This window comes from Intrasporangium calvum (assembly GCF_028446585.1).
Lineage (GTDB): Bacteria > Actinomycetota > Actinomycetes > Actinomycetales > Dermatophilaceae > Intrasporangium > Intrasporangium calvum_A.
Genome location: NZ_JAPFQL010000106.1, coordinates 1 through 11,217 on the forward strand (window position 1 = coordinate 1; position 11,217 = coordinate 11,217).

The 11,217-nt window shown below is 70.7% G+C and carries 10 protein-coding genes and 1 riboswitch; of the genes, 5 read left to right on the top strand and 5 right to left on the bottom strand.

What is annotated here, in order from left to right; translation table 11 throughout:
* From OO014_RS17680 to OO014_RS17695, 4 genes are all read right to left on the bottom strand, one after another.
* Positions 1-1,206: ABC transporter ATP-binding protein (locus tag OO014_RS17680; protein ID WP_272463641.1), on the bottom strand; the 1,206-nt coding region annotated here is incomplete at its 3' end.
* Complete coding sequence (locus tag OO014_RS17685; protein WP_272463642.1) at positions 1,203-2,276, bottom strand: energy-coupling factor transporter transmembrane component T; 1,074 nt, start codon at positions 2,274-2,276, stop codon at positions 1,203-1,205. The genes OO014_RS17685 and OO014_RS17680, both read right to left, overlap by 4 nt.
* A 15-nt stretch (positions 2,277-2,291) precedes the next feature.
* Positions 2,292-3,032, bottom strand: coding sequence for an SCO2322 family protein (locus OO014_RS17690; RefSeq protein WP_272463643.1), 741 nt, complete (start codon positions 3,030-3,032; stop codon positions 2,292-2,294).
* 82 nt (positions 3,033-3,114) lie between these two features.
* A riboswitch (cobalamin riboswitch) is annotated at positions 3,115-3,253 on the bottom strand.
* A 92-nt stretch (positions 3,254-3,345) separates the two neighbouring features.
* Positions 3,346-4,980: an HNH endonuclease signature motif containing protein gene (locus tag OO014_RS17695; protein WP_272463644.1), complete on the bottom strand. Its 1,635-nt coding sequence runs from the start codon at positions 4,978-4,980 to the stop codon at positions 3,346-3,348.
* A 131-nt stretch (positions 4,981-5,111) separates the two neighbouring features.
* Here OO014_RS17695 and OO014_RS17700 point away from each other — a divergent pair, with 131 nt between their 5' ends.
* Both OO014_RS17700 and OO014_RS17705 read left to right on the top strand, forming a co-directional pair.
* Positions 5,112-5,327 carry a hypothetical protein gene (locus tag OO014_RS17700; protein WP_272463645.1) on the top strand — a complete coding sequence of 72 codons (216 nt, stop codon included), beginning with the start codon at positions 5,112-5,114 and terminating at the stop codon, positions 5,325-5,327.
* Positions 5,324-6,700 (top strand): serine hydrolase domain-containing protein, encoded by a 1,377-nt coding sequence (locus tag OO014_RS17705; RefSeq protein WP_272463647.1) that lies wholly within the window; start codon positions 5,324-5,326, stop codon positions 6,698-6,700. The genes OO014_RS17700 and OO014_RS17705 overlap by 4 nt, the downstream gene beginning before the upstream one ends.
* 99 nt (positions 6,701-6,799) lie before the next feature.
* Here OO014_RS17705 and OO014_RS17710 read toward each other — a convergent pair whose 3' ends face one another.
* Positions 6,800-7,381 (bottom strand): DUF3043 domain-containing protein, encoded by a 582-nt coding sequence (locus OO014_RS17710; protein ID WP_272463648.1) that lies wholly within the window; start codon positions 7,379-7,381, stop codon positions 6,800-6,802.
* A 192-nt stretch (positions 7,382-7,573) separates the two neighbouring features.
* Here OO014_RS17710 and OO014_RS17715 point away from each other — a divergent pair, with 192 nt between their 5' ends.
* The 3 genes from OO014_RS17715 to fdhA all read left to right on the top strand — a co-directional run bounded on the left by OO014_RS17715 (position 7,574) and on the right by fdhA (position 11,203).
* The gene (locus tag OO014_RS17715; protein ID WP_272463649.1) at positions 7,574-8,965 is read left to right on the top strand and encodes a DNA-binding protein; all 1,392 of its coding nucleotides are present in this window, start codon (positions 7,574-7,576) and stop codon (positions 8,963-8,965) included.
* A 174-nt stretch (positions 8,966-9,139) separates the two neighbouring features.
* The gene (locus OO014_RS17720) at positions 9,140-9,889 is read left to right on the top strand and encodes an MIP/aquaporin family protein (RefSeq protein WP_272463650.1); all 750 of its coding nucleotides are present in this window, start codon (positions 9,140-9,142) and stop codon (positions 9,887-9,889) included.
* A gap of 102 nt (positions 9,890-9,991) precedes the next feature.
* Entirely contained in the window at positions 9,992-11,203 is a 1,212-nt protein-coding gene (gene fdhA / locus OO014_RS17725; RefSeq protein ID WP_272463651.1) for a formaldehyde dehydrogenase, glutathione-independent, read from the top strand.
* Positions 11,204-11,217: the final 14 nt, after the last annotated feature.

Genomic DNA, 11,217 nt, shown 5'->3' on the forward strand with positions numbered 1-11,217 from the left:
GAGCAGGGCGGTGGTGCCGGCGGGCACCCCGAAGTCGGCGTCGGCCGCCGCGCACTCTGCCGCCACGGAGTCGGTGTAGAGCAGCAGCTCCGGCTGCTGGGGCACCAGGCCGACGACGGCGACCCGACGTCGGGCGGGCAGCGCGGACGGGTCGGTCCACTGCCCGGCGGCGCTGATCCGGGCCGATCCCCGGGAAAGGGGCAGCTGCCCGGCCAGGGCGGACAAGAGCGTCGACTTGCCCGCGCCGTTGCGCCCCATGAGCGCGGTGACCGTCCCTGCCGCGAGAGTCAGCGACAGGTCCTCGATGACGGGGCTGCCCCCTCGCAGCACCCGCGCTCCCGTCAGTCGCACGGACTCGTCAGTGGGCCCCGCCGATGAGTCCACGGGCGCCACCGCGGCCAGCCGCTCCCGCAGCTCGATCGCCCGGCGACGGGCGTCCCGGATCGACAGGGGAGTGGGCGACCACTCGGCGAGGCGCGACAGGGCCACCAGTGGCGGATGGATCGGCGAGCTGGCCATCGCCACCGAAGGGTCGAGCAGGTCCGAGGTGCGGCCCTCGTCGATGAGGATGACTCCGTCCGCGTGGTGCACCACGCGCTCGAGGCGATGCTCGGCCAGGACGACGGTCACCCCGAGGTCGTGAACGATGCGGTGCAGCGAGGCCAGCACCTCCTCGGCGGCCACCGGGTCGAGCGCCGAGGTCGGCTCGTCGAGGACGAGGATCCGGGGGCCTGCGGCGAAGACGGACGCGATGGCCACGCGCTGCTGCTGCCCTCCGGAGAGCGAGGTGAGAGGACGGTGACGCAGCGGGGTCAGGCCGAAGAGGTCGAGCGTCTCCTCGATGCGCCGGCGGATGGTCGTGGGGTCGAGGCCCATCGTCTCCATGCCGTAGGCGATCTCGTCCTCCACGACATCGGTGACGAACGTGGCGGTGGGGTTCTGCTCGACGAGCCCGACGACGGTGGCCAGGTCGCGGGGTCGATGAGTGGCGGTCGAGTGGCCGTCCACGGCGACCTCGCCCGTGAGGGTCCCGCCGCTGAAGTGGGGGACGAGGCCGTTGATGCACCGAAGCAGCGTGGACTTGCCGCTGCCCGTGGGACCCACCACGAGGACGAGTTCGCCCTCCGGGATGCGCAGGTTGACGTCCCGGAGACTCGGCTCGGCGGCGTCGGCGTAACGGACGCTCACGTGGTCGAAGGTGATCATGCGACCCTCCGGGGTCTGGGCGTGAACCAAGCGGGGAGCGCAGCGGCGAGCACGGCCAGGACGGCAAGCAGGGGGACCGGGGGAAGCTCGGCCCGCTGGCTCGGCACGACACCGGGCCAGCCCCCCGCTGCAGCGACGATGAGCACCCCACCGGCGAGGGCGCCGCACGCCACCGTCATGGACTCGGTCCACGTCCAGCGGTCCCGCCGGTGTCCTGACCGCCCGTCCCTCGAGGCACCCACGACGAGGCTGGCCGTTGCCACGATGAGCCCGGTGAGGAGCAGCGGCAGGCCGAGGACGCCCCCGACGGAACTGTCGAGCAGCCCGTAGAGGCCGGCCAGGACACCGAGCACGCCCGCGAGCGCGAGGGCGGACGCAGCGCGCCGGCCGCCGGCGCTGGCTCGGACCGCACGCCCGTAGCCGCGGGACTCCATCGACGCGGCCAGTCCGAGCGACCGCTCGAACGCTGTCTCCAGGACGGGGACCGCGAGTCTGGCGAGCTCGCGCATGCCCCGCCCGTCGTGCCCGCGCAGGGCGCGCGCCGACCGGACCGAACGGGCGTCGGTCAGCAGCTGGGGAGCGAAGGTGAGCCCGACGACGACGGCCGTGCCGACGTCGTAGAGCGTCGCCGGCAGGTATCGAAGAAGCCGCCGCGGACTGGCCAGGGCGTTGGCCGCGCCGACGCACGCCAGGATGGCCGCGAGGCGCAGCGCGTCGTAGGAGGCGTAGAGGAGACTCTCCAACGAGACCGGGCCGCCGATCCGGATGCTCGCGGCCCATTCGGGCAACGGGATGCGCGGGAGGGTGACGAGCACCGTCTCGCCCCTGATCCCGTTGCCGAGCACCGCGGTCATCACGATGCGGAAGACGAGAATCGCGGCCCCGATGAAGAGAAAGGCTGCGAGGGGGTTCGGGGTGGATGGGTCCCGACGCTCGAGGACGACGACGACGCAGACGCCGATGACGAGCAGGAGAACCACGGGATTGGTCGTCCGAGACGCGGCCGTGGCGAGCCCCAGACCCCACAGCCACCAGGCTGCGGGGTGCTGGAGCCGCTCACGGGCGGTCACGGTCGGAGCCCGGGCTCAGCCCTGGCCGCGGCGCGCTGCGCGAGAGCGCGCGATGACGAGGACGAGCAGGGCCAGCAGCGTCAGTGCAGCGATGACGTATGCCGCTGTGCTCGTCCCGCTGGACGTCTCCTCGGCGGGGGCGTTGGCTGTCGTCGCCTCGGGCGTCGGGGCAGCACTCGTCGCTGCGGGGGCAGCGGGCGCTGCGACCTGCACGGGAGTGTCGGCCGCCTTGGCCTCCGCGCTGAGCTCCTTCACCTCGCCGCCACAGTCCGCGGCCGGGTAGCCGGCGACGGCACAGATCAGGCTGTTCTCGACGCGGAGCTCGCCTGCCGTTGCGAGCACGTCGGTGCTGGTCGCGTCGGCGGGGACGACGGCGCAGGAGGCCTGGGGCTCCGGGGGAGTGGCGCCGTCCGCAGCATCGGCCGGGCGTCCGAAGTCGACGATGAGGCCGACGCGCTTCTTGCCGGTCTCGGCGGCGGTCGAGCCACAGAGCTGGTCGAACGTCAGGGTCGCCCGCGGGAAGCGGGTGTCGTTCATGTCGGCCACGGCGAAACGCCAGCCCTCGACGGACCCGTCCTCGGGGACGATCTGGTCGGGACCCTTCTGCGCGAAGGCCCACTGGCCGTCGGTGAGCTGGTAGAAGCCCCAGAACCGGTAAGCGGCAGCGTGCGCGGGCGCCAGGGACAGCAGGCTGATGGCCGCGGCGAGCACGGCGATGAGGGCGACCCGTACGGGAACGCGATGGGCAAAGGACACGTTGACCTCCTTGCGGTGGGGCACCGAGGTCGGAGGGTGGTCCTGTGGCCTGGTGTCTCCGGTCCGCTTTCCACGACAGACTGATGAGGAGCCGGATGCGCACGGGTTTTCCGGCTGCCCGGCATCGAGGGTGTCGATGTCAGGATCACGGTTGCGGGTCAGCGCCGGAATCTCACCGGCTTGCCCCATTGCCCATCGGTACGTCGAACCGTGACAGACGGAGCCGAGGCGCGTCAAACGCCGCGCCCCACGGTGAGGGTGACCTTGGCGACACCGGGGTGATCGCGCGTGCCAGGTGACGCGGGCTGGCTGATCACGTGTGCCAGGTGACGTGGTCAGGGGTGATGCTCGCGGTGAGGTCGTGGCGGTGGACGTGGCTGTGGTGCCGGCGACAGAGCAGGGCAAGGTTGTCCAGGCTGGTGCTGCCGCCGTCGGACCAGTGCGTCACATGGTGTGCGTCGGTCCACGCCGCCGGGATGGTGCAGCCGGGGTAGCTGCAGCCGCGGTCGCGGTGCCACAAAGCGACCCGTTGACTCGCCGTGACCAGGCGGTGTTGTCGGCCGACGTCGAGGGGCTCGCTGCGTCCGCCGAGCACCATCGGGATGATCGCGGCGTCACAGGCGAGTCTGCGAACCGTGTCGGTGGAGAGGACGTCGGCCGTCGTGGCCAGGCCGGTCCCTCGCACCCGTCCGGCCAGCACGTCGTGGTCGATGGTGACGACGACCTTCGCCTTGTCGGTGCCCGGGAGGGACTCGCCGGCCGCCACGCCGCGCGCCACGATCTCCAGCAACGCGTCGGCGCGCCGGGTGGCCGGCGTCCGCGGGTCCGGGGCCAGGGCGTGACCGTTCTCGTCAGTCATGGGGCTCGGCACGGACAGCGGGTCGATGGCCGACTTGATGACCGCGGCGGCCTCGGGGTCGAGCACGCCGCGCATCGCGACCATTCCGGTCCGGTTCGACTGGTCGAACCACAGTCCCCGCGCGGCCCGGCGGCCCTGATCCAGGCGGTCATCGTCGCGCGGCGGCCGGACCTGCTCGGTATGGTGGCGCACCAAGGCCGTGAAGTCCTCGTGGATGAGCTCCGGGGCCCGGGTCACCAGCTCGTGCACCGCCACGGTCAGCTCGGGAGGGTCGGCGACCGGCTCGTTCCGCTCTCGGAACTCGATGATCCGCGCCGCCTTGGCGATGCTGACGTGTTGCATCGTGACCCTCGCGCTCAGCTCGTCCCAGCGTGGTCGGGTGATCGCCTGGGCGACGGCGACCACGTCCTTGGCCTGCCCTGCGGTCATCCCCGGATTCAGGCTGCGGAGCCAGTCGGTGATCCTGAGCCCGCCCGGCGGCTCCTCACCGCGTGCCTGCAGCTCGGCGACGACATTGACGAGCATGACGTCCTGCTGGGCTCGCAGGTCGGCGAGGTGCTCCACGGTGTGCGCCAGCACGTCCGAGCCGTGGCGTGTCAGCGGTCTCCCCAGCATCGCGTCGACCTTGACCGCCACCGGCTCGTCGAACTCCGACGCCCGGCGCTCCCACGGCTCAACGGACCGGGTGGGCTCGCGCGGCTCGGTGGGCTTCAGCGCATGCGCGAAGCGGGCCTCGAACCACTCGGCGTCCGCGCCCTCGAGGTCGAGCTCATCCAGCCAGACCGACTCGACCTCGCGCGGGTGGAACGGCAGTGGACCCTCAGCCGGCACCTGCGCCCACAGTCCGGACCGTCGGTGGCCGCCGACCTCACGCAGCCGAGGGCCGCGCGACCGGCCGGCAGGGGCTGTCCGGCCGGGTCGTCGCCGAGCCCGATGCGCGGGCGACTGCTGGGTGGGGGAGGGATGAGCGGGTGCCTGGCTCAACGAGGCCCAGAACGCGTCCGCAGCGGCGCGGGAATCAGCCTCGTGACGAGCGTGCACCTCGCCGAGCCGAGCCCGCAGCTCATTGATCATCTCCGCATCCGCCATGTATCGAACATATGTTCGAAACCATTGGGGTGTCAACCGGTTTCAGGGTTCACGTCGCCTGTGGGCATCGAGCCGGCCAGAGCGGTTCGGGGGGTGCCGCCTTGGTCAGCCGCACCGTCTAGGGTGACGGCATGAGCTCGGACTGGACGTGGCTGTACTTCGATGCCCATGGCGAGACGATGGAGGGCGCAGCCCTCTCGACTCGGGGGTTTCCCACTCAGAGCGACGCCGAGAACTTCCTCGGCGAGTCCTGGCGCGACCTGCTGGAAGCAGGGGTGGAGGCCGTCACGCTGCGACACGGTGACACCGTCGTGTACGGCGCGATGAGCCTGCGGGCTGCCGAGTGACCGCGACCCCGCTGAGTCCATCCGTCGAGCGCGACCTCTTGGTTCGGCTGAGCGCGGCCCAGCGACGGTGGCGCTCTCCGGTGGTCAGCGCGGGCCTCGTTCGCGACGGGAGCCTCGTCTGGTCGGGCCACGTCGGTGCCGCCCGTCTCGGAGACGGCGACGGTGGCCCGGGGCCCGCCGACGACTCGACCCAGTTCCTGATCGGCTCGGTGACCAAGACCTTCACCGCGCTGGCCGTCATGGCCCTCCGTGACGACGGCAGGCTGAGCCTCGACGACACGCTGGAGGACCACCTCCCCGGCACGAAGCACGCTCGGATCCAGCTGCGCCAGATGCTGGCGCACGCCTCCGGCCTGCAGCGCGAACCCATCGGCTACATCTGGGAGAGCCTCAGCGCACCGGACCAGGAGGCCTTCCTCGCGGGCGTGGACCAGGCCGAGCAGGTCCTGCCGGCGCACCAGGCGTTCCACTACTCCAACCTCGCCTACGGGCTGCTCGGCCAGGTGATCGAGCGGATCACCGGACAGGCCTGGGAAGACGTCGTGCGGGAGCGGATTCTCGACCCCCTCGGGATGACGCGGACCGGCCTCTCCCCGGCGCCGGACCGGGCCAAGGGCTATCAGGTCGACCCGTACGCCGGCACAGCCAGGGAGGAGCCCCTCTTCACCCTCAACGCGACCGCGCCCCTGGGCGGCCTGTGGTCCACAGTCGCCGACATGGCCGCCTACGCGGCCTACCTGGCCCGTCCGGACGAGCGGGTGGTCCGGCCGGAGACGATCGAGGAGATGTGCCGGCCGCTCATCATGAGCGATGTCGACGGCTGGACCGGCGCCTATGGGCTCGGCTTCGGCATGGGGCGCCGCGGCGACCGCGTGTTCATCGGGCATGGGGGCGCGATGCCCGGCTACCTCACCGGGCTGCGGGTCCGGCGTCGTGAGGGCGTGGGCGCGATCGTCTTCGCCAACGTCACGGCCGGAGCCGAGCCGCTGGCGCTGGCCACCGACCTCGTAGAAGCCGTGATCGATGCCGAGCCCGCGATCGAGCCGGCGTGGGCACCGGAGACCCCACGCCCGGAGCTGGCCGAGCTGCTCGGCCGGTGGTGGTCCGAGGGGTCGCCGATCACCTTCTTCGTCCGCGACGGTGAGCTGTGGTCCCGGTTGACCGAGGACCCCCTGTCGGAGACGCGTTTCGCCCCGGAGTCCCACGACCGGTTCCGCGCCGTCGCCGGCCGCGAGCGGGGAGAGGTCCTGCAGGTCGTCCGGGCGGCGGACGGCGGGGTGGCCAAGCTGTACTTCGCCACCTACGCGGTCACCCGGGAGCCGCTTGGTTTCGCCGACCTCGTCGCGCGAGTCGCCCCGGGAGACGGCGCCTGAGCCTCGCCGGGCGGCGCCTCAGAGCCAGCTACCCAGCGACCTCAAGGTCGGGCTGGGAGCGAGCTCAGCGGCATCCGGCAACGAGGGTGACGACGGGACTCAGGAGGGGTGCTGTCCGCGATCGACGGCGGGCTTCGGCATGCGCGTGCGGCGCATCTGGAACGCCCGCATGACGGCGTAGAACGCATCACCCTTCTCGGCCTGGCCGAACTTTGCGATGACCTTCTTCTTCGTGCGCAGCCACATCAGGACCGCGTCGATGATGGCCACGAAGATGAGGCCGTAGACGAGGACGAAGACCATGAGGGTGGCCCAGTCAGTCCCGACGAAGCTGATCAGCAGGACCAGCAGCATGACCGGGAGGATGAACTCGCCGACGTTCCAGCGAGCGTCCACGGAGTCCCGGATGAAACGGCGGCGCGGGCCCTTGTCGCGCACGGGCAGGTAGCGGTCATCCCCGGCCATCATGCCGGCGCGCTGCTTGGCCATGGCCTCGCGGCGGGCCACCTTGTCCTGGGACCGGGCGGCCCTGCGGTCGGTGATGATGAGCGGACGCTTGTTGGCCGCCTCTTGGTCGCGCCGCTTCGGCGTCGGACGGTTCTTGGCTCCGGGTCGCTCCGGGCGGGCCTGGGTCGCCGCGTCTGCGAGCTCGTCATTCAGGGTCTTCTTGCGTCCGAACACGGGGACACTCTAAGCCCGGATCCGGGGAACGCAGCGCGCGGTCCGCCGACGCCGGTCCGGCAGGCGACCTTCCGTGAATTCCGGCAGACAAACGTCAACCCACGTCCTCGACCGCCGACGATCGCACCGTCGAAAGTCGGATCGGCAGAGGCGCCTTCCGAGAGGTTGGTGCGCCATAGACTGGATCCTGTGATGAGCCTCACTCTCTCGCGCTCGGAGGCCGCTGCCGTGAGCCGGGCTCGCGAGTGCTTTCGCGCGGGGTTCGACTCCCTGTCTGGCGTGCGTCCCGCCATCGCGTCGTCCTGGCTGCGCTGCCGCGACACCTTCGCCGTCGATCCGCAGCTGTGCTTGGCGCCGCGAGCCTCCAACTCGACGTGGCCGGGCCTGGAGGACGAGGTTCTCCTGGTCCAGCTCGGTGGTCAGGCGGCGGCTGCCCAACCCCGCCTTCCGGAAGCAGTCGTCACGGTGGTGGATGCGGATGGTCGGCTCGTCGGGGCGTGGGGTGATGGCGTCCCTGGGGCGGCCGAGGCCAACCTGTCGCCCTGCCATCTCTGGTCCGAGTCTGCGACGGGCACGAACGGGATGGGCACCGCACTCCGCTCCCACCGCCTGACGGCGATCCGAGGCCCGGAGCACTGGTGCGACGGCTTCCAGGGCCTGGACTGTCTGGCGGCGCCGATCGTCGACCCCGTCACGAAGGTGGCTCTCGCCGCCGTCAACATCTCGACCGCGACGGGTGCGATGCCCGAAAGAGCACCCGAGCTGCTCCGCTCCATGGTGTCGTCCACGCACGCGAGGCTCGACGAACGGGCACGGGACCGTCGCCGCGACCTGGCTGCCGCCTTCACGCAGTTCGCCTCGCGCAGTCGAAACGCGAGGCTTGCACTCGACGCCGGGGGAGGCGTCGTGGCCACGAACGGGCCAGCCGACCAGCTCCTGGGAGTCACCGGTCCGGAAGGTGGGGACCACCGCAGGGCCAGACCAGGGCTGGAGGTGCCTGACCTCGCCGATGTCTTCGCAGCTGCGGTCGCCACGGCTCACGGCGCACCCGAGCCCGCGGTGACGGCCCGGTTGCTGGTCCCGGGGCGCGAGGAGTGGGTGGAGGCGCTCTTCACCCCGGTGCTGTCGGCGGGGAGCCCGATTGGGTTCCTCGTGTCTGTCGGCTCCGATGACGGGACCCCTCTGCGGGGCACCAGCGATCAGCCGTCGGGACCCGACCGTGCGCAAGGGGCGCCCGTCGAAGGCAGTCGATCACGCATTGTCGCCCAGCGCGGGAACCGGACCGTCTTGCTGCGCCCGGCCGACATCCACTCCGCTGAGGCCCAGGGCAACACCGTCTGGCTGACCACCGAACACGGGCGGTTGAGGGCCGCCGACCGCGGTCTGAAGAACGTGGAGGAGGTTCTCGTGCCGCACGGGTTCCTGCGCGTGCACCGTAGCCACCTGGTGGATCCCAACCGAGTGCGGGAGGTCGGCCGAGCCCGCGGTGGCGAGCTCCTGCTCTTCCTCGACCTACCGGGTAGCTCCGCGATCCCGGTCTCGAGGCGGCAGGCGAGTCTGGTGCGCGCCGCGCTCGGCCTCTGAGGGAGGCTCGACCGGAGGCTCCCCGCAGCCGGCGCAGCCGACGGGCCCGCCCGTTGCAGGATCGACGCCGTTCGTCACAGGAACCTTGGCGGGCCTCACCGCGCTGAGTAGTTTCCGTTACGCGCACTTCGACACGTCAGCGTCCGACGCTAGGGGTTACGAATGAATGCAGCGATGGTGAGGCGTCTCGCCGCCGAGTGGCTGGGCACAGCCCTGCTGGTCCTGGTAGGGGCAGGGTCGGTGGTGGCGGCGCTCAGAATGGGCAACGGCGAGGTGACCTACGCGGGCCTGGGCTTCATCTCGCTGGCGTTCGCCATCGTCGTGGCCGTCGTCATCTACGGTTTCGGACCGGTGTCCGGCGCCCACATCAACCCCGCAGTGACCTTGTCCCTGGCCATCACCGGTCGGTTCCCCTGGCGCGAGGTCGTGCCCTACATCGTCGCGCAGCTCGTGGGTGCGTTCACCGGTGCCGTGCTCATCATCGCGTCCTTCGGCCGTGATGCCGTCGATGCCGGCCTCGGCGGGACCTCGTTGGGCTCGGGAGTCACGTACTGGCAGGGGATCGTCGCCGAGGCACTCGGGACCTTTGTCCTGCTCTTCGCCATCATGGCTCTCGCGGTCGACTCCCGAGCCCCGTTGGGCTGGGCGGGCCTGATGATCGGGCTGGCCGTGGCCGCCGCGATCCTGCTCATCGCCCCCCTGACGGGGGGCTCCCTCAACCCCGCCCGGACATTCGGGCCGGACCTGGCGCTCTCCCTGTTCGGGGGCACCGTGCGATGGTCCGAGTTCCCGTTGTACTGGATCGGTCCACTCGTGGGAGGTGGGGGCGCGGTGCTGCTCTACGACTTCATCGCGCAGTCGCGTCAGGCCGAGAGCCCCTCGGTCGAGGAGTCCTACACGCCGAGTGCGCCGGCGCAGGACTGAACGTGGTCGCGTCCAGGCGGGCGCGGCCTTCGTGTCGGAAAGAGTCATCCGGAGAAATCTGCAGAGGAGTTCTCGGCGTTGCCGGAACGGAGAGGAAGTGTCATGACAGGCAACCGTGTTGTTGTCTACAAGGGCCCCGGCCAAGTGAGTGTCGAGTCCATCGACTACCCGAAGCTGGAGATCCCCGACGACGTCGTGAATGGTCTCGGGCTGAAGCGGAAGGCGCCGCACGCAGCGATCCTGAAGCTCGTCACCACGAACATCTGCGGCAGTGACCAGCACATGGTCCGTGGCCGGACCACTGCGCCCGTCGGGCAGACGCTGGGTCACGAGATCACCGGCGAAGTGGTCGAGGTCGGCGACGACGTCCTCTTCGTCAAGGAAGGCGACATCTGCTCGGTCCCGTTCAACATCGCCTGTGGGCGATGCCGGATGTGCAACGAGGGAAAGACCGGCATCTGTCTCAACGTCAATCCGGCACGGGCCGGGGCGGCCTACGGGTATGTCGACATGGGTGGCTGGCTCGGTGGACAGGCCGAGTACGTCATGGTCCCCTTCGCCGACTTCAACCTGCTCAAGTTCCCCGACCGTGACCAGGCGCTGGAGAAGATCCTCGACCTGACCATGCTGTCGGACATCTTCCCGACCGGCTACCACGGCGCCTACACCGCGGGCGTGACCACCGGGTCGACCGTGTACGTCGCCGGTGCCGGCCCGGTGGGGCTCGCTGCTGCTTACTCGGCTCAGCTCCTCGGCGCCTCCGTCGTCATCGTGGGCGACATGAACGGCGAGCGCCTGCGTCAGGCCGAGAGCTTCGGGTGCGAGACCGTCGACCTCAGCACGGGTGCTGCGCTGCCGGACCTGATCGAGCAGATCCTCGGCGAGCCCGAGGTGGATGCGGCGGTCGATGCAGTCGGGTTCGAGGCTCGCGGACATGGTGAGGGCGCCGCGGAGGCGCCGGCGACGGTGCTCAACGACATGATGACCGTGGCTCGCGCCGGAGCGGCCCTGGGCATCCCCGGGCTCTATGTCACCGGTGACCCCGGCGGCATCGACGCTGCTGCGAAGATCGGACAGATCGGCGTACGGCTCGGCCTGGGCTGGGCCAAGTCGCACTCCTTCACCACGGGTCAGTGCCCGGTGAAGCGGTACAACCGCCACCTGATGAACATGATCCTTGCCGACAAGGCGCACATCGGGAAGGCGGTCCACGCGACGACGATCAGCCTCGACGACGCACCCCAGGGCTATCAGGACTTCGACAAGGGAGCGGCCCGCAAGTACGTCATCGACCCGCATGGCATGACCGCTTGAGCGTGGGGCGGCTG